This is a genomic window from Marinobacter sp., from assembly GCF_048266785.1.
GTDB lineage: Bacteria > Pseudomonadota > Gammaproteobacteria > Pseudomonadales > Oleiphilaceae > Marinobacter.
In genome coordinates this window covers 1-21,256 of the sequence record NZ_JBLWYX010000012.1, presented here as the reverse complement: position 1 = coordinate 21,256, position 21,256 = coordinate 1, and the positions used below count along the sequence as shown (strand labels likewise).

19 protein-coding genes are annotated in these 21,256 nt (G+C 54.0%); 8 read left to right on the top strand and 11 right to left on the bottom strand.

The window, feature by feature from the left end; genetic code table 11:
• Positions 1–16 precede the first annotated feature (16 nt).
• The 6 genes from ACN0V1_RS15360 to dinB form a co-directional block, all read right to left on the bottom strand.
• On the bottom strand, positions 17–754 hold the full coding sequence (locus ACN0V1_RS15360; RefSeq protein WP_417545828.1) for a response regulator: 738 nt from the start codon (positions 752–754) through the stop codon (positions 17–19).
• 173 nt (positions 755–927) lie between these two features.
• Entirely contained in the window at positions 928–1,398 is a 471-nt protein-coding gene (locus ACN0V1_RS15355; RefSeq protein ID WP_417545827.1) for an FKBP-type peptidyl-prolyl cis-trans isomerase, read from the bottom strand.
• Positions 1,398–3,608, bottom strand: coding sequence for an acetyl-CoA hydrolase/transferase C-terminal domain-containing protein (locus ACN0V1_RS15350; RefSeq protein WP_417545826.1), 2,211 nt, complete (start codon positions 3,606–3,608; stop codon positions 1,398–1,400). The genes ACN0V1_RS15355 and ACN0V1_RS15350 overlap by 1 nt, the downstream gene beginning before the upstream one ends.
• 217 nt (positions 3,609–3,825) lie before the next feature.
• Entirely contained in the window at positions 3,826–4,146 is a 321-nt protein-coding gene (locus ACN0V1_RS15345) for a hypothetical protein (RefSeq protein ID WP_417545825.1), read from the bottom strand.
• A gap of 241 nt (positions 4,147–4,387) precedes the next feature.
• Positions 4,388–5,419: an NADP(H)-dependent aldo-keto reductase gene (locus ACN0V1_RS15340; protein WP_417545824.1), complete on the bottom strand. Its 1,032-nt coding sequence runs from the start codon at positions 5,417–5,419 to the stop codon at positions 4,388–4,390.
• A gap of 34 nt (positions 5,420–5,453) precedes the next feature.
• Positions 5,454–6,518 carry a DNA polymerase IV gene (gene dinB / locus ACN0V1_RS15335; protein ID WP_417545823.1) on the bottom strand — a complete coding sequence of 355 codons (1,065 nt, stop codon included), beginning with the start codon at positions 6,516–6,518 and terminating at the stop codon, positions 5,454–5,456.
• A 115-nt stretch (positions 6,519–6,633) separates the two neighbouring features.
• Between dinB and ACN0V1_RS15330 the strand changes: the two genes are divergently transcribed.
• From ACN0V1_RS15330 to ACN0V1_RS15300, 7 genes are all read left to right on the top strand, one after another.
• The gene (locus ACN0V1_RS15330; protein ID WP_291944534.1) at positions 6,634–6,912 is read left to right on the top strand and encodes a DUF1244 domain-containing protein; all 279 of its coding nucleotides are present in this window, start codon (positions 6,634–6,636) and stop codon (positions 6,910–6,912) included.
• On the top strand, positions 6,912–7,301 hold the full coding sequence (locus tag ACN0V1_RS15325; protein WP_417545822.1) for a HopJ type III effector protein: 390 nt from the start codon (positions 6,912–6,914) through the stop codon (positions 7,299–7,301). Before ACN0V1_RS15330 ends, ACN0V1_RS15325 begins: the two co-directional genes overlap by 1 nt.
• Positions 7,298–8,056, top strand: coding sequence for a septum site-determining protein MinC (gene minC / locus ACN0V1_RS15320; protein WP_417545821.1), 759 nt, complete (start codon positions 7,298–7,300; stop codon positions 8,054–8,056). Before ACN0V1_RS15325 ends, minC begins: the two co-directional genes overlap by 4 nt.
• Positions 8,057–8,133: 77 nt before the next feature.
• Complete coding sequence (minD, locus tag ACN0V1_RS15315; protein WP_417545820.1) at positions 8,134–8,946, top strand: septum site-determining protein MinD; 813 nt, start codon at positions 8,134–8,136, stop codon at positions 8,944–8,946.
• 3 nt (positions 8,947–8,949) lie between these two features.
• Positions 8,950–9,201 (top strand): cell division topological specificity factor MinE, encoded by a 252-nt coding sequence (gene minE, locus ACN0V1_RS15310; RefSeq protein ID WP_291944546.1) that lies wholly within the window; start codon positions 8,950–8,952, stop codon positions 9,199–9,201.
• A 244-nt stretch (positions 9,202–9,445) separates the two neighbouring features.
• The gene (locus tag ACN0V1_RS15305) at positions 9,446–9,937 is read left to right on the top strand and encodes an HPP family protein (RefSeq protein ID WP_417545819.1); all 492 of its coding nucleotides are present in this window, start codon (positions 9,446–9,448) and stop codon (positions 9,935–9,937) included.
• A 66-nt stretch (positions 9,938–10,003) separates the two neighbouring features.
• Positions 10,004–11,359: a PhoH family protein gene (locus ACN0V1_RS15300; protein ID WP_417545932.1), complete on the top strand. Its 1,356-nt coding sequence runs from the start codon at positions 10,004–10,006 to the stop codon at positions 11,357–11,359.
• Between the two features lie 54 nt (positions 11,360–11,413).
• Here ACN0V1_RS15300 and ACN0V1_RS15295 read toward each other — a convergent pair whose 3' ends face one another.
• From ACN0V1_RS15295 to ACN0V1_RS15275, 5 genes are all read right to left on the bottom strand, one after another.
• A complete protein-coding gene (locus tag ACN0V1_RS15295; RefSeq protein ID WP_417545818.1) occupies positions 11,414–13,108 on the bottom strand; it encodes a methyl-accepting chemotaxis protein in 1,695 nt (564 codons plus the stop codon).
• A gap of 191 nt (positions 13,109–13,299) precedes the next feature.
• Positions 13,300–14,652: a sigma-54-dependent transcriptional regulator gene (locus ACN0V1_RS15290; protein ID WP_417545817.1), complete on the bottom strand. Its 1,353-nt coding sequence runs from the start codon at positions 14,650–14,652 to the stop codon at positions 13,300–13,302.
• Positions 14,649–16,463 (bottom strand): sensor histidine kinase, encoded by a 1,815-nt coding sequence (locus ACN0V1_RS15285; RefSeq protein ID WP_417545816.1) that lies wholly within the window; start codon positions 16,461–16,463, stop codon positions 14,649–14,651. The genes ACN0V1_RS15290 and ACN0V1_RS15285 overlap by 4 nt, the downstream gene beginning before the upstream one ends.
• Before the next feature lie 124 nt (positions 16,464–16,587).
• Positions 16,588–18,768 carry a TRAP transporter permease gene (locus ACN0V1_RS15280; RefSeq protein ID WP_417545815.1) on the bottom strand — a complete coding sequence of 727 codons (2,181 nt, stop codon included), beginning with the start codon at positions 18,766–18,768 and terminating at the stop codon, positions 16,588–16,590.
• A gap of 110 nt (positions 18,769–18,878) precedes the next feature.
• Complete coding sequence (locus ACN0V1_RS15275) at positions 18,879–19,856, bottom strand: TAXI family TRAP transporter solute-binding subunit (RefSeq protein ID WP_417545814.1); 978 nt, start codon at positions 19,854–19,856, stop codon at positions 18,879–18,881.
• Positions 19,857–20,402: 546 nt separating this feature from the next.
• On the opposite strand from ACN0V1_RS15275, the gene ACN0V1_RS15270 reads away from it, so the two are divergent.
• Positions 20,403–21,107 carry a hypothetical protein gene (locus tag ACN0V1_RS15270; RefSeq protein ID WP_417545813.1) on the top strand — a complete coding sequence of 235 codons (705 nt, stop codon included), beginning with the start codon at positions 20,403–20,405 and terminating at the stop codon, positions 21,105–21,107.
• Positions 21,108–21,256 lie beyond the last annotated feature (149 nt).

Here is a 21,256-nt window from a genome sequence, read left to right as displayed (position 1 = left end):
GTTAAAAACTGAATTGTCAGGCTTCTTTTACAAACAGATAACCTTTACTTCGAACCGTCTTGATCCTGCGGGGATGAATAGGATCGTCGCCGATCTTCGGACGAATCCGGGAAACCCGAACATCAATGGACCTGTCCTGGCCATCGTATTCGATGCCCCGCAAAGCAGTGAAAATCTCTTCACGGCTCAGCACTCGACCGGCATTGCTGGCCAGCAGCCAAAGCAGATCGAACTCGGCGCTGGTCAGGTCGATGCTCACATCACTAAGCCAGGCCTCACGCATGGAGCGATCCACCACCAGGTCATTGAACTGCAGGCGCGAAGGCTCTTCGCCGCTTGCTTCATCCGCACTGTTTTGCGCATTTTCCGTGACACGGCGCAGCAAGGCACGGATACGGGCAAGAAGCACACGGGGCTTCACAGGCTTACCAATGTAGTCGTCCGCGCCCATTTCCAGACCAAGCACCTGGTCCAGATCATCAGTACGCGCAGTCAGCATAATGATAGGGCCGGAGTAAAACGGTCGCACACGGCGGCAGATAGAAAGACCATCTTCACCGGGCAGCATCAAATCCAGCACGATAAGGTCTGGCTGCTCGTTGCGGATGCGCTCGACGGCATGGCCGCCATGCGTTTCGATTGATACAGCCAAGCCGTTGCTTTCGAGGTATTCCCGGGTCAGCTCGGCCAGCCGCTCATCATCTTCGACAATAAGAATTCGCCAACTTTCGTTTGTCTGTTCCACGCGGTCCATCTCTGATTTTATTTTTCCGGGTTCAGTTTGTTGCCTGCACCTGACGATACAGACAACCTGATGTAACAGCAATTATACATGCTATTCAGAAATATACATGGAACCGTCCTGCGGTTACACGCAGTGACAAATACTGAACCGGGCCCAACGCCGCCATGGCCAAGCCGGCTCAGTTACGAAAGTGGTCGACCCTGGGCGATTTCTTCGTCGGTTGCTTCACGGCGCTCAATGACTTCCAGGTCAAAATACAGCGTGAAACCGGCCAACGGGTGGTTGGCATCCACCCGGATGAGATTGCCGTCAATGCCCATAACCTGAACAATCTGTGCGTTATCGCCAGTGTTGGTTTGGAATTTCATGCCTACCTGCAGGTTTTCGACACCTTCAAACATCGACCGGGGAATTTTCCGAACCAGATCTTCCCTGTGTTCGCCATAGGCCATAGCGGGTGGAACGGTCACCTCCAGGCAGTCCCCGGCATTACGATCTTTCACTGCCTCCTGGATACCTTTGATGATATCCGGGCTACCGTAAAGAAAGTGCAGCGGCTCACTGCCCTCGGAGGTATCAACCAACTCTCCGATCTTGTTCTTCAGCACATAATGAACAGTAAAAACGTCCGGTTTTTCTTGAGAAGCTTGCATCAGGCTTTCGAGTTTCCTGTATCCGATGGATTTTCTGTCAGCTGCAGGCCATGGATCACAAGACCGCGATCCAGTTTTTCACGCAGCCCTGAAGGCTGATGCAGGCTCATTCGTTGCAGCAATTCTGCATAACGACCCTGTTCATCTTTGGCGCGAATGGCGTGCAGGAGGGTCAACAGTTTACCACGGCGGGTAGCGGTTTCAGACTTCAGTTTCTTGAGGGCTTTGCCCAGCTTCAGCTCCTGGTCCGTAAAGTCCCGACCGAAGGGGAACGCAGGGAACCAGTCTTTGCCCCCAACCTCTGAAAACAACTTTGCAATGGCATCTGGCGTGTTGTTCCGCCAGCTTGCAGGTAACCGGAACGCTGCATCCACCTTGCCGACTTTCTGAGCCCGGCTGAGTAGATCCTGCTGAAAGCGGGAATCTGCAATACGGATCAAGCGCAGATAAACCTGCTCATCTGACTGGCCGCGCAGATCGGCAATACCATATTCGGTGATCACGACATCCCGCAGGTGGCGTGGAATCGTGCAATGACCATAATTGAACACAATATTCGACACCACCTCGCCACGGGCGTTACGAGTACTGCGCAGGGCGATAATGGACCGGGCATCCGGCAGTTCATGAGCCATGGAAACGAAATTGTACTGACCACCAACGCCGCTGATCACCCGGCCATCTTCCAGCCCGTCGGAAACCGCTGCGCCACTCAGAGTGTACATCATGGCCGTATTGATAAACCGGCTATGTATCCGCTGGGCCGCTTTAAGTCGTTGATTACCGAAGCGGTGATCGTAAAGGTGATTAATAAAATTGACACTGGTCATACAGATACGATCACGGTCTTCATCTGAAAGCTCGCGCAGTGACTGGTAGAACTGCTGAGGGCCAACATAGAACCCGCCGTGTATCGCAACCCCACCGGTAAGCCTCTGCCCGAGCGCCAGGGCGCCAATCGCCTCCCTAGCCCCGGGGTCATCCAGGTTGGCGCTCAGTGAATTCTCACCAATCCGCAGTCGACCGCCCTTGAGCTCGACCCCTTCACGGAGAACTCCGTACCGCGCCAGCCAGGCGACATCACGGGCCCGCATGGGTGAATCAATAAGCCCCTCCCTGCGCAGCACATCCAGAGTGGCAAGCGAAACCTGCTCATCAATTTCGCCATTATTTATGAGTATTTGCAGGTCGGCGTGATCATGCACCTCGCGCCGGATAACCCCCGCCTCCATAAGGTACATAAAGCCATCTACCATCATCTCGCTGCAGCCATAAAGGCCTTTCTCGAAGATCCCGGTTCCACCCTCCTTTGCCACCAGAGGAAAGTTTTCGGCTACCCTCAGGTAATCGAAAGCAGCCCACCAGGCATCGTTGTTCTTGTGACGAAGAATAGCGCTATGCACCAAGGCCGCCCCGAGAGAGCCGATGCCCAACTGTAGGGTACCGCCATCCTTGAGCAACGCGCTGGCATAGAAACCAATCAGGTGATCTTCCGGGCTGATGGCCATCAGGGGTGCAGAAAATAACGGGTATTCCGATGCCTGGTGCTCAAACATCATATCAAACTGATCTTCGGCAACAGCGGCATCGCGACCGAACCAGGGGAGTTGACGATTAATTTCTCCCACAATGGCCACCGGATTACCTGCAGCTTCTCGCTCCCGTAACATGGGCAGCAGATCGATACTCAGATCCGGGTTGCAGCTAAAGCTAACCATGCCCGGCGCATTATGCAGCTCACCAGGCGATACCATTTGGGCGACCACATTGACGCCATGATCCATAAGGTCACGAGCAGCATGGGTGTAATTCGTGGATATATAGTGGCGCTGCTGGTTGCGGTTATTGAGGTAACTGCCGGCCTTGAAGAAAAATTCCGAAACCTGAACATTTGGAGGTAAACAGTTATTACTGACATCACGGGCATACTGCAGATCCGGAATCTTGCCGTAAAGGCGCTCCGCAAACGGCCCCATGAAGCGCTTTTCCAGAGACGAGCTCCCGGCGGGAGCCAGCAGTGACAAGGCTGTAAATATGTGCAGATTTATCTCCGGGTCGTCCTTGGCTCTCTGATACAGCGCGTTCAGGAAACGTATTGGTTTTCCAAGCCCGAGGGGCAAGCCCAACATGATATTCTTGCCAACCCGGCGTATCACTTCATCCACGCAATGCTCCGGATCATTCAAACGCTGTCTGCTGTCCACCGCCATATACGCATCCCCATTGATCAATCAGCATGTATCCATCAGCGAATCATCACATGACAGATGCACGCAGACAATGCACCAGATCATGGATCCGAGCGTTAATAAGCGATGTCCTGGAGATTCAGGCAAACAACGAGAAAGAGTAGCTAATGCTCAGGGTGAGCCGGTAGAGAATCGCAGAAGAACGTAAAATCCGGAGGTTATTTGCAGACGGCAGAGATCAAAAATTCCACTTCAGATTCAGGCAGGCACCTTCATTCAACAGCGCAATGCCGTGATCGGCCCGAGCGGGAGAAGACGCATACTGCTTACCGGTGTTTTCTGTGCGCACCAGAGAGAGACTCAGCAGACGGGAGCCGATTTCAGTATAGGCATCGGCTTCGTCGTTAAAATCACCGGCCATCCGTTGTTGAAGCTCGTAAATATCTTCGGTAGTCATGATTTCGCTCGGCTCGTTAAACATGCGCTCAGACGCTTCGGCGCGAACCACGAACACAGTGATGTTGAGAACAAGCAATGCGACAAAGATGCGAATAATCATGACACTTACGATGACCTTTTAATTGAGCCGGAATAATACTTTCACCATAGGCCAAAGTCTAACCCTTGGGCGACGAAAAGATGTGAACTCACACACAATTTCGCCACTTTTTTGTCACAATATCACTCTATTTTTGTCAAAAAATAATCCACAATATTTCGAACTGTAACGCCCACCTCGTCCGTAGCGGCCAACTCCTTTTGGCTCAACAATCTGGATCAACGTTCAATAACACACACCATCAAGGACACGGGTACGTAAACTCCTTATGGATCGTCTCAATCGCTTCCAGTGTATCCGGGCTCAGATCCACACTGAGCGAACCCAGGTTTTCCCGAAGCTGCTCCAGGGTGGTGGCGCCCACAATGTTACTGGTTACAAAGCTCCTGCTATTCACATAAGCCAGAGCCATCTGAACCGGAGACAGACCATTCTGCCGGGCAAGCTCCACGTAGGCACGGGTCGCATCTGCACCATTGGTATAGCGGCTAAACCGCTCAAACAGCGTCAGACGGGCTTTCTCAGGCCACTTGCCACCCATGTATTTGCCAGACAACATACCGAAGGCCAAAGGTGAATAAGCCAACAGACCCGTCTGCTCCCGGAGGGCTACTTCGGCCATCCCCACTTCAAAAGACCGGTTCAACAGATTGTAGGGGTTCTGGATACTGGCAATCCGTGGCCAGCCCTTTTCACCGGCCAGGCGCAGGTACTCCATAGTGCCCCAGGGCGTCTCGTTAGAGAGACCGATATGCCGAACCTTCCCTGCTTCAACCAGCCCATTGAGCGCTTCCAGAGTTTCCTCTATCGGCGTGAATTTCTCTTTCGGGTCATGCTCATAACCGAGTTTGCCGAAAGAGTTGGTGTTGCGATCCGGCCAATGCACCTGGTACAAGTCAATGTAATCCGTCTGCAAGCGCTTCAGGCTGGCATCACAGGCCTCAACTATGTGATCGCGGGTCAGTCGCGGGCCACCGCGCAAATAGCCCAGCCCGGTGCCCGGCCCGGCGACTTTTGAGGCAATCACCAGATCGTCACGGCGCCCGCGCCTGGCCAGCCAGTTGCCCAGGTAGGTCTCGGTCAGTCCCTGGGTTTCTGCCCGCGGCGGCACCGGATACATTTCTGCGGTATCGATAAAATTCACGCCCTCAGCAGTGGCGTAATCCAGCTGTTCAAAAGCCTCCTGCTCGGTGTTCTGCTCGCCCCAGGTCATGGTGCCAAGGCAGATCAGGGTGACATCAATATCGGTCTTTCCAAGTTTTCGCGTTTGCATAACGCCTCCAAAGTCATTAATTGGCGCAACTTTATCATTCAAACAGCCGTAGCTGGGTAACAGGCGCATCGTCATTACGAAAACGCACTCCCAGGCCCAACAGGCGAACTGGCCGCTCGCGATTGGTTACCAGCTCAGTCAGAAGTGGCAGGTAATCCTCAAAAGCCGGTTCCTTTATATTGTCCCGCACGCGTTCCAGAGTGTGTGTGGAAAAATCGCTGTACCGTATTTTGATAAACAGTTTGTGAATGGGTTTCTCCCGCCCTTTGCGGGAAAGCCGGAGGTTAAGATCGGCCGCCAGCGATGCCAGCACGGTTTCACAGGCCAACATATCGGGTAAATCCTGGGAGAAAGTACGTTCTACACTCACGGATTTGGCAATCCGCGAAACAACCACAGGGCGCTCATCCCGGCCATGGGCCATTTCGTGCAGCCGATACCCCTGTTTACCAAAATGTTCGATCAACACCTCGACGCCCAGCGCCTGCAGGTCGCCACAGGTTTGTGCGCCAAGTGCGTGCAGCTTCGCCGCTGTCACCTGCCCCACCCCAAACAACTTCTCAACTTTCAGTTCCCTGACGAAGTCGTCGACATCCTCAGGTTTGACCACAAACAGCCCATCAGGCTTTTGCCAGTCGCTGGCAATCTTGGCGAGGAATTTGTTGGGGGCCACGCCAGCAGAAATGGTGATCCCCACTTCCCTTTCCACCCGCTCCCGCAGGTAGCGGGCCATCAGCGTGGCGCTGCCCCGGTGATCGGTAATATCGGACACATCCAGAAAAGCCTCATCCAGGGACAAAGGTTCAACAAGATCCGTCAGTTCACGGAGAATGCCCATAATCTGCTGCGAAACCACCCGATAACGGGGGATATCCGTTGGTACCGTCACCAGGCCCGGGCACAGCCGCCGGGCTTCACTGCCGGGCATAGCGGAACGCACACCAAACGCACGGGCCTTATAGTTGCAGGTGGTAACAACACCTCGGCCATCCGCACCACCCACCGCCAGCGGAACGTCCCGCAGGGTTGGGTCATCACGCATCTCTACTGCCGCATAAAAGCAGTCACAATCCACGTGAATGATCTTGCGTTGAGGCATAATTACTGCGCTCGCGTCGGGTTTCTGTACATTTATACAGCCTTGTATCTTAAAGTAAGATGCTGAGAATGTCAGGAACTCCCACGATAACCACTGGACACCATCACGAGGCACCATGACAAACCCCATTCCGGATTCTGAACGCACCGAAATAGAGGCCGCAGCGTTTCGTCGCATGGTCAAGCATTTGCGGGACAACCCAGACGTTCAGAACATTGATCTGATGAATCTGGCAGGGTTCTGTCGCAACTGCCTTTCCAAATGGTACCGTGCAGAAGCCGGTGAGCGAGGCTTTGAGATATCTGATCCCGCCGCCCGTGAAGAGATTTATGGCATGCCCTACGAAGAGTGGAAGGCGGCCAACCAGACAGGTCCCAGGCAGGACCACAAATAATGAACGTAAACGATGCTCTGCGTATCCACCTGGCTTCACTGGACGGTGGCCATGGCGATTTCGGTGACACTCTGGCATTGGTCGAACGGCACTTTACCTACCAGCCCACGGGCTTCCATAACGGCCCGGAATTCAATGCTGCCGGTGAAAATACAGGGTCCTGCAAGGTGTTCGGCATTGCTCAATACTGCAACCTTAACGAAGCCGACACCCTCAAGCTATTTGCGCAGCATTATCAGCAGGTCCTGGACAACCCCGCCGATGAAAGCCACGCCAATATCCGACAGTTCATCAGTACAGGCTGGTCCGGCATCCGTTTTGAAAACGCGCCGCTGCGCCTGCGCGAAACACCACCCGAGCCAGACACCAGGGAAGAGACCCATTCATGAGTGACACCGCCACCTCCGAAATAAAACAGGGATTCCAGTTGAGAAGCGCCAGCGTTTCCATGACAGCGCTGGAACTCTACTATTTCGATAATGACGAATTCGAAGAAACACTAAGAGACAAGATCAGCCAGGCTCCCGGCTTCTTCCGGGATATCCCCCTCATCATCAGCCTGGAAAAATACGAAGGCCTCGACAGTGAGCTGGATTTTTTTAAAATTATCGGCACCTGCCGCCGCAACAATATCCATGTGATTGGCGTTCGTGGGGGTAATGACGACCAGCGCCGACTGGCCCGGGGAGCCTCTTTAGCCCTGATGCCGGGAACCGGCCAGAGAGACCGGGCCCATGAAACCGGCGCCGCGCCTGAAAAAGCGTCAGAGTCGCCTGCCGCAACGGCTCCCCAGTCTGCGCCAGCAATAGTTCCGGCCAAAATCATCAGCCAGCCCGTTCGCTCAGGCCAGCAAGTCCACGCGCCGGAGGGCGACCTCGTTATTCTGGCATCGGTTCAGGCGGGTGCAGAAGTGCTGGCGGCAGGCAACATTCATATCTACGGACCACTGCGAGGCCGAGCCCTGGCGGGCATCCACGGTGCCGAATCTGCGAGAATATTTTGCCAATCACTTGAGGCAGAGCTTGTGTCCATCGCCGGACACTATAAAATCTCCGAAGATCTTCAGGATAGTGGCTGGAGAAGCGCTGTGCAGATTCAGCTCAGAGACGACCTGCTGGTGGTAACGCCACTGGATAAGGCCTGACACCGGAATCGAGCCTAATAATTTGACCGGTTTAACCGGCAGACACGACGAATCCACCGAGACACAGGAATTGAACCTTGGCTAGAATCATTGTCATTACCTCAGGAAAGGGCGGCGTCGGTAAAACCACCACCAGCGCCTCCATCAGCACCGGGATTGCCAAACGTGGCCACAAGACCGTCGTGATTGACTTCGACGTGGGCCTACGCAACCTGGACCTGATCATGAACTGCGAGCGCCGTGTGGTGTATGACTTCGTAAATGTCATACAGGGCGAAGCATCGTTGAACCAGGCGCTGATCCGGGACAAACGGGTCGATACGCTCTATATACTCCCGACCTCCCAGACCAAGGAAAAGGAAGCTCTCACCAAAGAAGGCGTTGAAAAAGTCATCAACGAACTCTCCGAAACATTCGACTACATCATTTGCGACTCGCCTGCCGGTATCGAGCACGGCGCGATGATGGCTTTGTACTATGCAGATGAAGCCATTGTCGTAACCAACCCGGAAGTTTCCTCTGTTCGGGACTCCGACCGGATTCTTGGCATTCTGCAAAGCAAGTCCCGGCGCGCTGAAATGGGCCAGGTACCGGTCAAGGAGCATCTGCTGCTGACCCGTTACAACCCGGACCGGGTTGCGCGGGGCGAAATGCTTTCTGTAGGGGATGTCGAAGAGATTCTCGCCATTCCGTTGCTGGGCGTTATCCCGGAAAGCCAGATTGTTCTCAACTCCTCAAATCAGGGGTTGCCGGTTATTCTGGAAGCCGAAAGCGATGCCGGCCAGGCTTACGATGACGCAGTTGCACGCCTTCTGGGTGAGGAGCGTGAACAGCGCTTCATGACCAACCAGAAAAAAGGCTTCTTCTCACGGATGTTTAAAGGAGGCTGACGGATGAGTTTCCTCGATTATTTCAGAGGCAAAAAGACCGACTCCGCCAATGTGGCAAAAGAGCGGCTGCAGATTATTGTGGCCCACGAGCGCGGCCAGCGCGACCAGCCCGACTATCTGCCGCAATTGCAGAAGGAATTGCTGGCAGTGATCCGCAAATATGTCCAGATCAGTGATGATATGGTTCAGGTAGAAGTCGACCGCAATGGCAGTTGCTCCGTTCTGGAGCTTAACGTAACCCTGCCGGAACGCTGAGCCCGGATAGAGCAACAAATGCGCCTGCCCGCCCCTTGTGCGGGCACAAAGTGCAGATCAATCCGGCGATCTTCGGTGGTCACATGCCAGTCACCTCCGGGATGGTACGATCGAAGCGAAACCGGACGACACCCTGCCCGGCCGCCTGGTTGATGTAAGGCAACCTGACGGCAACTGAGGGGTGACGGACAGAGTATGAAGCGCTAAGCTCTGGGGAAAAGATTCATAAGGCAGAAAACATCTGATGACCGTGCTTGCTCAAGAGATAATGACACCCAGCATCAAGGCGGTACCGCAATCCTGGACTATGGATCGCCTGGCCCGTTTTCTGACTGACAATGAAATTACCGGCAGTCCTGTTACGGATGAATCCGGTGAGATTGTCGGCATTGCCACGCTCAAAGACATCACAGAATTCCGCTGGAATGCCAAGCGATCCGAGACCAGCAACGAACTCACAGCAGAAGACCAGCACGAAGCACGGCGTTTACGCATGGTGCTTTTTGAGGAAATGGGCAAAGTGCCGGTAGAGGTTCGGGATATCATGACGCCCATCGTATTATCGGTTGACGAAACAACACCGGTGCGCGACATTGCCAACATCATGATGAGCGAGCACCTGCACCGGATTTTTGTCACCCGGGATGCAAAGATAACCGGCATTGTAACGACATATGATATGCTGAAAATCGTCTCGAATGAGGAGCTTACGAAACGCTGCGCCAGTAACAACTGAACCACCACAGAGGTAGCGCCCCCTATGCCCAGAACACCGGAAAGTGCACCGCAAGCTCAAAGAACAATGTACGTCCTCGATACAAACGTCCTGATCCACGACCCGAACGCCCTCCTGAACTTTGAAGAACACGATGTCATCATTCCGATGACCGTCCTTGAAGAACTCGACGGCCTGAAATCCGGTAAGCAGAGCGTGGCGGCTGATTGTCGCCAGGCAATCCGCACCATCGACAGACTGCTTGGTGATGCGAGCCCCAAGGATATCGAAAAAGGCGTACCCATCGTACGGGCCAAGATGGCAGAGCCCCTGGGCACCCTGTCTATTTTGATGAGCACCGAGAACACCGGCAACCACTCACTGCCGGAGCACCTGAACGACAACAAGATTATCAATACCCTTGCCGCGCTTCAGGAACGGCACAAGTCCCGGGATATCATTCTCGTCAGCAAAGACATCAACATGCGCCTGAAAGCCCGTGGCTTTGGTGTTGAGGCCCAGGACTACCAAAATGACCAGTTGGTTGACGACATTAACCTGCTCCCAAAAGGCTATATCGAGTTCCCGAACTCCTTCTGGGACACCATTGCCAAAGTGGAAACCGTGCAGCGAGACGGGGTAACCGAACACATCCTCAAGCGCGAAGGCGAACTGGCCAAACTCAATATCAACGAGTTTGTTCTTGATGAGCAGGGGTTTATCGGCAGAGCAGTCAACATCACCGACACTCAGGTGATCATCCGGGATCTGCATCAGCACGATCTGATGAACGAAGAAGTCTGGGGCCTGGTGCCGCGGGATATCTATCAGGCTATGGCCCTGAACCTGCTGCTGGATCCGGACATTCATCTGGTCAACCTCACCGGCTCAGCCGGCTCTGGCAAAACCATTCTGGCGTTGGCGGCCTGCATCGAGATGACCGTTGCCAGCAAGCTTTACAAGCGGATTATTGCAACACGTTCAACCCAGGGTCTGGATGAGGATATCGGTTTCCTGCCCGGCACTGAGGCGGAAAAAATGGAGCCCTGGCTGGGCGCCATTGTGGATAACCTGGAAGCACTGCACGAAGACGATGAGAACATGACCGCCAGCGTGGACTACATTCTCAGCAAAGTACCCTTGCACTTCAAATCCATGAACTACATTCGTGGCCGCAGCTTCCAGCACAGCCTGATCATTATTGATGAATCCCAGAACCTGACTCCGCACCAGATAAAGACCATCATCACCCGTGCGGGTAACGGCTCCAAAGTGATCTGCCTGGGCAACCTGGCGCAGATCGACACGCCTTATCTGAGCGCTCTGAGCTCGGGCCTGACCTACATGACCGAACGCTTCAAAAACTTCAGCCACGGCGGACACATTCACCTGCAAGGGGTGCCGCGCTCACTGCTTGCGGAGTTTGCGGAAGCCAACCTCTGACACAGAGCCACAAAAAAGCCGGGGTCAAGGCCCCGGCTTTTAACGCTCTGGCACTCACACTCGATAACGACTGACCTGATCTGACATATCTGCCGCCAGCGCCTTGAGTCGCTGTGTTGCCAAGCCCGCCCGATACGTCCCCTGAGCAGTCTGTTCCGTGATTGCAACAATCTCATGAACATTCTGATTGATGGTTTCGGAAACGCTGGTCTGCTCCTCGGCAGCACTGGCAATCTGGGTGTTCATATCGTTGATGGTACCAACCGCCTGATTGATTTTCTGCAGCGCGTCATTCACCTTGCGCGTCTCCGTAACAGTGGCCTCACTGCGTTCACTGATCGAACCAATCAGCTTCACTGCTTTGCCGGCACCGGTTTGTAGCCGCTCAATCGTTTCCTGGATTTCCTGGGTGCTCTTTTGAGTCCTGCTCGCCAGCGTGCGAACTTCATCTGCCACAACCGCAAAGCCTCGACCAGCTTCGCCGGCACGTGCTGCTTCGATGGCCGCATTCAGGGCAAGCAAGTTTGTCTGATCAGCTATCTCACGGATCACCTCCAGAACGCTGTCGATCTTGCGGGAATCAGAGCCAAGCTTCTCAATAACGTTAACGCCCTCTTCCACTTGCTCGGCCAAACCACCGATCACTTCGATGGTCTGATGTACCAGTCCCTGAGCATCAGATACCTGAACATTGGCGTGATCTGCAGCATCGGAAGCCGCACTGGCGTTATTAGCCACTTCCTGGGCCGCAGCCGTCATCTCGTTCATGGCAGTTGCCACTTGGTCACTCTCGGATTTCTGACGCTCTACGCCTTGCTCTGCCTCCCCCATTATCTGATTCAGCTCGGTAGAAGCTTCATTCAGGGTATGGGTAGACGACAGAACCCGCTCAACCAACCCGTGCACCTGGTCTCCAAAGCTGTTGAACGCCGTCGCCAGTTGGCCCAACTCATCCTTGCTGTTTACCTCCAACCGACGGGTCAGGTCACCGTCGCCGCTGGCGATATCGTTCATGGCAGCTACCGCCGATTTCAACGGCCGGATAATGCTGCGCACGACAATCAACGCTAAAAACACGATGATGGCCAATGCGATCAGCGAAGTGGTTACTGAACCGATTACTGCGCTACCCAGGGCGCCCCCGACTTTCTTGTTCATGGCAGCGACCTGTTTTTCCAGGCCGTCTACCCAAAACCCGGTGCCAATCATGATATCCCACTTCGGAAGCATCACTGCATAACCAAGCTTCGCTGCAACCTCACCTGTGCTCTCGTTCCGCCACTCATAGGAAACATAGCCACCGCCACTACGAGCCACCCTTACCAGTTCGCGGATAAGATAGGTACCATTGGGATCCTGAACGTCCCAGAGGTTCTTGCCTTCTAATGCCGGATTTGCGCCATGCATAACGGTCAGGCCGCTGGTGTCAGTGGCGAAGATATAACCCGGAATACCGGAGTCATCGAAGCGTAGCTGACGCAGGATATCCCATGCCTGCGCTCGAACCTCGGGGTCATTAGCCGATCCGGGCTGGTTGTAAAGACGGGTAATTGAACTGCGTGCCAGTTCAATATAGTTTTTCAATTCCTGGCGCTTGCTCGCCTCCATATCCGAGTGAAACCCGGCCAACGCTTCGTCGCCGATGTCTTTGGCCTGATTCAGGTTGTACGTGGTCAGAAGTACGGTTAGCAAACCTACAGGTACCAGGGCCAGAAGCAGCACCCGTGTTTGAATGGTCAGATTTTTCATGTCAGGCAGGTCTTTTGTCTATTGCAGGAATGGCCGAAAACTCCGACCACTTGAAAGAGAACGCGCGATAATACAGAACACTCACGCACACTTGCACCAAGAGTATTACGTATTTTTTATACAGTGTGTAAGCATTCGTGCCATTACTAACCCGGTGGCGTCCACTATGCGGAACATTGTTTTACTATTATTCAGTCCTTGAACTGAGCCTTGTCCAGGCCGTGCTTTTTCATTTTGTCGTAGAGGGTTTTGCGGGCAACGCCGAGCTGCACCATGGTGTCTTTGATGCTGCCCTGGCAGGCGTTGAGGGCGCTGGTGAGCACCGAATGTTCAAAGCTGTCCATCATTTCGGTGAGGGTTCGCCGCCCACTCACATCGGCCTTGGCTGCTGGCTCACCTTCATCCAGAGCCGCCGCACCCAGCAGTACATAGCGCTCTGCCAGGTTGCGCAACTCACGGACATTGCCCGGCCAGGTATGGTGCATAAGCCGCGCGGCCTGGCTGACATCCAGTGGCACGCTTTCCCGGTCGTAACGGGCGGCGGCAATCAAAACAAAGTGGTGAAACAACATCGGGATGTCTTCTTTGCGCTCGCGCAACGGCGGAATATCCACTTTCACCACATTCAGCCGGTAATAAAGATCCGCGCGAAAACGACCTTCGTCACTGAGGGTTTTGAGATCGGCTTTGGTGGCCGCAATAATGCGCACATCCAGTTCCTGAACCTGATTGCTACCCAGGCGTTCGACCTTTTGTTCTTCCAGCACTCTGAGCAGCTTGATCTGCAGCGGCATGGGCATGCTTTCAACTTCATCCAGGAACAAGGTGCCCCGGTGGGCATGCTCGATCTTGCCAATGCGGCGTTTATCCGCGCCAGTAAACGCCCCCGCTTCGTGGCCAAACAGCTCACTTTCAATCAGATTTTCCGGCACAGCACCGCAGTTGATCGCCACAAAGTTGTGCGCGCCGCGCGGTCCGCTTTCGTGGATATAACGGGCCAGAGCATCCTTGCCGGAACCGGTCTCACCAAACAGCAGAATGTTCGCGGTAATATCCAGAATCGGAGCAATGGTATCCATCACCTTGCGCATGCTGGGGGTGTCGCCAAGAATCCTCGGGCCAGGCCGGGCCAGATGGCGCAACTGGGCCTTCAGGCGACGATTTTCCAGTGCGAGATGCCGTTTTTCCAGCGCATGCCGTAGCAGTTCGATCAGCTCGTCATGATTGAACGGCTTCTCGATAAAATCATAGGCACCCTGCTGCATGGCAGACACCGCCGTGCTGATGTCGCCCTGCCCGGTCAGAATAATCACGGGGATGGTCTTGTCCATAGCCTGGACGGCGCTCAGCATTTCAAGCCCATTCATTCCCGGCATGTTGTAATCACACAGCACAACACCGTTGTATTCCGGAGTAATGGCTTCAAGGCCGGATTCAGCACTCTCAAAACAGCGCACAGGCAGGTCTTCCAGCGTCAACGCCTGAGCAATGGCCTTACGGATGTGTGGATCATCATCCACAAAGATTACCGAGGGTTCTGTCATTCCGTGGCCTCCCGCTTTTTCAGGGTAAATTCAAATTCCGCACCTGGAGCATCACTGCGGTTACGACCGGTAAGCTGGCCACCCAGGGCATCGGCAATCTGTCTTGAGATAGACAATCCAAGCCCAAGCCCCTGTTTGACCGACTTGGTGGTAAAGAAAGGTTCAAAAATCTGCTCGGTATTCGCGGGCAGTCCGGAACCGTTATCCCGAACCAAACAGCGCCAGCTCCCCTCCTTTTCCTCAACCTCTATGGTGATCACCGGTTGCGCCTGGCCTTCAACAGCCTGTACCGCGTTGGCAAGCAGGTTAACCATCACCTGCTCAATGCGGATCAAATCGCCATGGCAATAAACCGGCTGCTCAGGGCGCATCCATTGAATATCAATACCTGCGCTGCTTTTCTGCGCCGTCATAATTTTCAGGGACGCGTCCACCGACAAGCGGAAATCAACGATTGTTGGCGGGCCTTCAGACTTGCGGGCAAACACCTTGAACTGCCGGGTGAGCTCCGCCATTTTGTCGCACAGAAGTACGATTTCACTAAGGTTCTCATCCACCATATCGGCGGCGCCTTTTTCCAGGAAGCGACGGCTATTTCTTGCGTAGGTCTGGATGGCTGTAAGGGGCTGACTCATTTCATGATTAAGGCCGGCAGACATTTGCCCCAGCACCGCCAGCTTGGCCGCCTGAATGAGCTCCTGCTGGGTTTCCCGCAGCTCGCCCTGGGCTCGCTCCCGCTCCCGTATCTCATCCAGCAGTTTACGGTTGGAGCGCTCCAGATCCACCGTTCGTTCCGCAACGCTGAGCTCAAGCTGCTCGCCTCTGAGAGCCAGTTCCGCTTCGCGGCGGTAACGCTCGCGCAGGTAGAGCCAGGCCAGAAAACCACCGAAAAAGACCGCGATGCCTCCCGCCAAAAACCCGAGCCGCACCCAGATAACCGAGCGGGTGCTCACCATAACCTGCAGCGTCCAATCCAGCCTGGGCAGTGGTGTTCGAACGCTCAGGTACTCCCGGCCCCCACCGTTTTCACGAATGCGCAACGTCTCGGAGGAGCCAGACAAACCAAGGGGTTTCTCTTGATAGCTCAGGGCAACCGGCTTGAGGTCCCGGCCCGGGTAACGCTGGCGTGATGCCTCACCCGGAGCGTCTTCGGCACTGCCGGTAAAATCCCGGTAAAGCCATTGGGGTTTACTGGCCAGGAAGCTGACACCGGCTTCATCCAGCACCACCATTTCCGCTTCGCGCACGGCCGCTGGCCTGTGCCACTGGGACTCAAGCTCATGAACCAGTACTTTTACCGTCACAATGCCCAGAATCTCGGAACCCTGCCCGCGAACCGGGTTGGAAAAGTAGAGGCCCCGAACACCAGACATAAGCCCAAGTGCGAAGTAGACCGCCGAATGGCCGCTTTCCATAGCTTCATAAAAGTACGGCCTGAAGGCGAAATTCCGGCCCACAAAGCTGTCTGCCTGCTGATAATTATTGGCTGCAATCGTCAGCCCTGACGTGTCCATCAGATAGACATCGGAACTGCCCACGATCGTGGCCATGCGCTGCATTTCTTCATTGGCCTGGTGAATGATGGCAGAATTGTCCGGAGAGCTCAGAGCGGCTTCCAGCAAGGGGTGCTCAGCCATAAGCTCGGGAATCGGCAGGTATCGGTTAAGCTCGTTCCCGACAAGCTGGCGATAGCGGAAAGACTCCTCAAGACTGTCCTGTTCGACCTGCCGGTAGCCAACCCAGCCACCCAGAATCCAGGACACCGCAAGGGTGAACACAAAAACAAAAAAAGCGCCTATCCGGTAGGACATAACCCGGTTCCCGCAACACCGTTAAAGGACGCCAGAGTATAGCCCGGTCCTTTGAAGGACAAGCGCCAGGAGGGCAAGCGCGTTCTGCACTGCGCCCTCCCCGCGCTTACGAAAGCCAGAACACTCAGGCGGCTGCGAGGCGCCCCTTGCGCTGCCGCTGCATCACAAACACCATCGCGGCAAGAGCGATACCTGCCAGGTCGGATACCAGACCGCCCTCAATCATCAACAGTGCAGCAACTATCAGCATCAAACGGGCTACCCAGGAGGCCGACACATTGGCAAACCAGCCCAGCACACCACCCGACAGCATGTACACACCAAAGAGTGCGGTGACCAGTGCACGGGCGATATCAAACCATCCTGCTTCCATCAACAGTGCGCCGTTGTAGAAGAACATGAAAGGTACGATGAACGCCGCAATACCAATCCGGAAGGAAGCCACCGAGGTTTCCATAGCATTGGCACCGGAAATACCTGCCGCTGCATAAGAAGCCAAGGCAACCGGCGGAGTAATGGCAGAAACCACCGCAAAATAGAACACAAAAAAGTGCGCCGTCAGCGGCTCAATACCCAGTTGTACCAAGCCCGGTGCTACCACCGAAGCGGCAACGGCATACGCGGCGGTGGTCGGCATACCCATGCCCAGAAGAATGGAGATGAACATGGCGAAGATCAGCGCCAGAAGCTGGCTGGCCTCTGCCACATCAAGCAGCAGCACCGAGAAGCGGGCACCCACACCGGTCAGGGAAATAACCCCAACGATAACGCCCGCGGCCGCACACACCACAATAATCTGTATGGCCATGTACGAGGCAATTTCCAGCGCATGCAGAACCTCGCGAACACCCATCTTGTTCGGTGAAAACCAGCTGACAACCGCCGCAGAAATCATGGCCAGAGTACCGGCACGTATCACCGAATAACCCATAAACAACGCCACCACCAAGATGATAATCGGTATAAACAGGTAGCACTGCTTAACCATGGTGCGCAGCTTTGGCAGCTCATCTTCCCGCATGCCACGCATGCCGGTTTTTGCAGCTTCAAAATCCACCATGAAGTAAACAGAGGCGAAGTACAGTATTGCGGGAATAATGGCTGCGATGGCGATCTCGGTATACGGAATACCGGTAATCTCGGCCATGATGAAGGCACCTGCCCCCATAATCGGCGGCATGATCTGGCCACCGGTAGAGGCCGCCGCTTCCACAGCGCCGGCGGATTTCTTGCTGTAACCCACTTTTTTCATCAACGGGATAGTCAGCGACCCGGTAGATACCACGTTGCCGGCACTGGTGCCGTTGATCATACCCATAAGGCCGGAGGCAAAAATGGACACCTTGGCGGGGCCACCCCGTGAGCGCCCGGCTGCCGCAAATGCGAAGTTTACAAAGTAGTCACCCACTTTTGAGGCCTGCAAAAACGCCGCAAAAATAATGAACAGAATAATGTACGTGGAAGACACTGCGGTGGTGGGCCCAAGAATACCGGCATCGGTATAAACCTGGCTGAAAAAGCGCTGTACAGACAGCCCCGGATAGCCAAGAAAACCCGGCAAATACGGCCCTGCAAACACATACACCAGAAACACCAGCCCGATGATCACCAGCGCCAGGCCTGCAACCCGGCGGGTAAGCTCCATAATCAGCGCAGTGCCAGCCACCGCAGCAAAGGAAATGCCCACCGGTGCAAACGAGGTGCCCGTAGACATGCGCATGGAGGTGTTATAAGCCACGAGGAAGTACGCAGCGACGGCGATCGAGCACACAATCAGCACAAGATCGGGCACGCTGAAGCGCGACCGTTCACGCTGGTGGAACCAGCTCAGCACAATACTTACAGCCGTTACCGCCAGTAAGGGCCAGCCAAAATGCCAGGTTTCCAGCTCAACCGGAATTCGCAGGGCTCCGTTCTGAACCATCTGCCAGAACGAGTAAGTCTGATACAGCACGTAAAAGGCAGGTAAAAGCGCAGCAGCGCCTATCCATGTCGTCCAGCGATGGCGTGCAGAGCCTTCTTCGGCAGAGACAAAACGGGCGCCGGCAAACAGCACAAAACCCAGAACAAGCGCCCCGGCAATGTGCACGATCCGGAACGACCAGGTTTCCAGAGGTGCGATGTTCAGCACATAGAGATGGAAGGATGAGTAAACAATCGCGAGCAAAGAAACAAACTTCATCATGCTGCCGTCAAACAGCCTGCGATTTGCCTCTACAGGTTCTTGGTCCACGTCATGGGCAAGCACGTGGTCTTCGCCCACCTCCACATCGGAAAAGTCTTTGGGGTGTCGTTCAAGTGTCATTGGGTGTCCTGCCTGCTGGCAAATCGGAGCCGGCAAACTGCCGGCTATTGTTCAGGGGCCTTGCGGCCCCCTTCTTTCAAGCATTCAGATCAACTGGCTTTGCTTGAGTGCTACTTGATCTTGCTTTCTTCGATGGTGTAACCGTTCTCGTTGAACCAGCGAGCTGCACCGGCATGCCAGGGCAGAACGTTGTTCTTTTTGTAGTTCTCGGGAACCGAGTTACGGGCGGCCTTGTGGATGGAGACCATTCTTTCGTTCTGCTCCATGGTCAGCTTGGTGATTTCATACACAAAGCTTTCAGGCACATCGCAATTCACCATGGCAAAGTTCCACATGGAAACCACACGCGACGGCTTGTCCAGAGACTGGTAGGTGCTTGCCGGAATAATGAATTCAGATACCGGGAAGTTATCAGTAACCTTCTTTGCTTCCTCATCGGTCATGCCAATGATGTTTACATCGGTTTGCACTTCCAACTGGCTAACAGCCGGGATGGGAATGCCTGCGGCAAAGGCCACAACATCGATCAGGCCATCCTGAAGTTGACCACCAAGATCAGACCAGCTGCCATTACGGCGCTTGAAGTTCACACCCAGGGTTTCCATCATGCGCGGAAAATAGGTGTCAGACGTTGAGCCAGCGGGGCCGAAACCGATGGTTGCGCCGTCTGGAATATCCGAAATAGACGTGATTCCGGAGCTGGTCAGCGCTGTCACCGAAAAAGGCGTCTCGTACATGGGGAACATCGCACAAACGTTGTCCATCTTCATGCCAGGCGCCAGAGGGCTGTTGCCTTCCATGGATTCACGGGCCGGGCCCATGGTAGTCAAACCGAACTTGAGATCGCCGGTATGAACCAGTGCCATGTTCTGCATCGGGCCACCGGTGATTTCCGCACCGCCGGAAACACCCAGATTTTCTGCAACAAAGTTGGCCCAACCAGAGCCATAAGCGAAATAAGTACCGCCTTGGCTGGCCGTTCCCACAGTAAAGTTATCCGGCCATCCAGCCCGATCCTGGGCAATAACAGGACTAGCAACAACAAGAGTAGAGGCGAATGCCGCCGCCATAATGGCTTGGGTCTTCATAGAGAATGCTCCCTGGTTCATTTTGTTTATTGGGTGCTCGACGAAGCCCGGAAGGGCTGCGATGCATAAAGGCATAGCAAGGAGCAGGCCAGATTAAAAAGTGGCCATAAAACAACAACCTTCTGAATAACCAAAAAAATGACACTGATAAATGGGTACGTTCTCACCCATTAATAGAGACCTATGGGTTGAATTCCGCCACACGAGACTGAAGCAGTGGAGCGCTGATATGCGCCTGATGGCCAGACCGGCTCTTGCCCGTTTCAGGGGCGGTAGGCTTTTCATACCTTCACGCGCACTGATTGAGGCCAACCATTGCCTGTTTTGCCCCTTCCGATTTCTATAACGGCATTTCTGTACAGCACGATTGACCGCGCAAAATAAAGACATCACGCGATTACGTGGTGAGAACTGAAAAATTTGGCTAAGCTATTATTTAGGTTGAACTTGGACTGGGTTCCGATTGCTGCGCTAAAGTGGTGTTATCGAGAACGCACTTTTTTACAATATTGCTGAACGCGATCTAGTTTCGGTTATGTGTGAGTAATGATGAGACAGTATTTTTCAGCCCTATACATAGTTGCTCTTAGCTTATATATATTGAGTCACATTGTTGATGTACCCGAAATTGGTTCAGAAATACGAGGCTACGCAGAGACGCTTGTTCTGTACTTTTTCCTGGCTTCCTTTGCAATTTTGTCGTTTTCAAATATTTTTTCGAAATGGTTTAAAAAAGAACGGAAGACCGCGTCAGAGACCATATCTGAGAACCTAAAGGCTCACGTTTTTACCACAAGAATTATTGTGTTCATTGTGGTTGTAGGCTTTCCGCTCTTCCTTTACTTCAATCATTCAAAAGATTGGGGCGTCTCAGATGCCGTAGTTGTCGCAATTCCCACAATTCTGCTCGCAATCGTCATCGCTGAGCAGAATGTGTATACATACTTGGCCAATCGTCTGGAGCGCACGGGAATTGAGCAAGCCAGGGTTGCTGCTGTCTATCAAATCGTTGATACGATGCTCAAGGACCCAACAAGAAAGGGTATTCCAGAGCAGTATGACATCGAAGAGTTAGAGCATCGACTAAGACTGTGGGAAGATCGCACAGCAGAAGCAAACTTCGCCAAGTTCGCTTCTCAAGCGATAATCACTTTGAGATCAATCAAAAGGAATAATGCGACAGCCGTATGGGACCAATTCCTAGATAGAGTACATACGGATCTTGGTGAATTTGTCGACAGTTTCACATAACCCATATGAGCCTTTTCGGAATCAATAGGCAATAGTGATTTTTTTGGCCGCGCCAGCGGCCAATCTAAATCCATGAGCGAGAACGCCTGCTTCGTCAGTCTCGCGGAGCTGTCAGGCACTTACAGCAAACACATATAGGGGCTCTCTTA

What these genes read in the sequence shown, in the direction of transcription:
- ACN0V1_RS15330 (WP_291944534.1), top strand. Translation starts at nt 6,634, where the DNA reads ATGACAAACCCCATTCCGGATTCTGAACGCACCGAAATAGAGGCCGCA.
- ACN0V1_RS15270 (WP_417545813.1), top strand. Translation starts at nt 20,403, where the DNA reads ATGATGAGACAGTATTTTTCAGCCCTATACATAGTTGCTCTTAGCTTA.
- ACN0V1_RS15285 (WP_417545816.1), bottom strand. Translation starts at nt 16,463, where the DNA reads ATGTCCTACCGGATAGGCGCTTTTTTTGTTTTTGTGTTCACCCTTGCG.
- ACN0V1_RS15295 (WP_417545818.1), bottom strand. Translation starts at nt 13,108, where the DNA reads ATGAAAAATCTGACCATTCAAACACGGGTGCTGCTTCTGGCCCTGGTA.
- ACN0V1_RS15300 (WP_417545932.1), top strand. Translation starts at nt 10,004, where the DNA reads ATGTACGTCCTCGATACAAACGTCCTGATCCACGACCCGAACGCCCTC.
- ACN0V1_RS15305 (WP_417545819.1), top strand. Translation starts at nt 9,446, where the DNA reads ATGACCGTGCTTGCTCAAGAGATAATGACACCCAGCATCAAGGCGGTA.
- ACN0V1_RS15280 (WP_417545815.1), bottom strand. Translation starts at nt 18,768, where the DNA reads ATGACACTTGAACGACACCCCAAAGACTTTTCCGATGTGGAGGTGGGC.
- ACN0V1_RS15360 (WP_417545828.1), bottom strand. Translation starts at nt 754, where the DNA reads ATGGACCGCGTGGAACAGACAAACGAAAGTTGGCGAATTCTTATTGTC.
- ACN0V1_RS15345 (WP_417545825.1), bottom strand. Translation starts at nt 4,146, where the DNA reads ATGATTATTCGCATCTTTGTCGCATTGCTTGTTCTCAACATCACTGTG.
- ACN0V1_RS15355 (WP_417545827.1), bottom strand. Translation starts at nt 1,398, where the DNA reads ATGCAAGCTTCTCAAGAAAAACCGGACGTTTTTACTGTTCATTATGTG.
- ACN0V1_RS15350 (WP_417545826.1), bottom strand. Translation starts at nt 3,608, where the DNA reads ATGGCGGTGGACAGCAGACAGCGTTTGAATGATCCGGAGCATTGCGTG.
- minE (WP_291944546.1), top strand. Translation starts at nt 8,950, where the DNA reads ATGAGTTTCCTCGATTATTTCAGAGGCAAAAAGACCGACTCCGCCAAT.
- dinB (WP_417545823.1), bottom strand. Translation starts at nt 6,518, where the DNA reads ATGCCTCAACGCAAGATCATTCACGTGGATTGTGACTGCTTTTATGCG.
- ACN0V1_RS15290 (WP_417545817.1), bottom strand. Translation starts at nt 14,652, where the DNA reads ATGACAGAACCCTCGGTAATCTTTGTGGATGATGATCCACACATCCGT.
- minC (WP_417545821.1), top strand. Translation starts at nt 7,298, where the DNA reads ATGAGTGACACCGCCACCTCCGAAATAAAACAGGGATTCCAGTTGAGA.
- ACN0V1_RS15325 (WP_417545822.1), top strand. Translation starts at nt 6,912, where the DNA reads ATGAACGTAAACGATGCTCTGCGTATCCACCTGGCTTCACTGGACGGT.
- ACN0V1_RS15275 (WP_417545814.1), bottom strand. Translation starts at nt 19,856, where the DNA reads ATGAAGACCCAAGCCATTATGGCGGCGGCATTCGCCTCTACTCTTGTT.
- ACN0V1_RS15340 (WP_417545824.1), bottom strand. Translation starts at nt 5,419, where the DNA reads ATGCAAACGCGAAAACTTGGAAAGACCGATATTGATGTCACCCTGATC.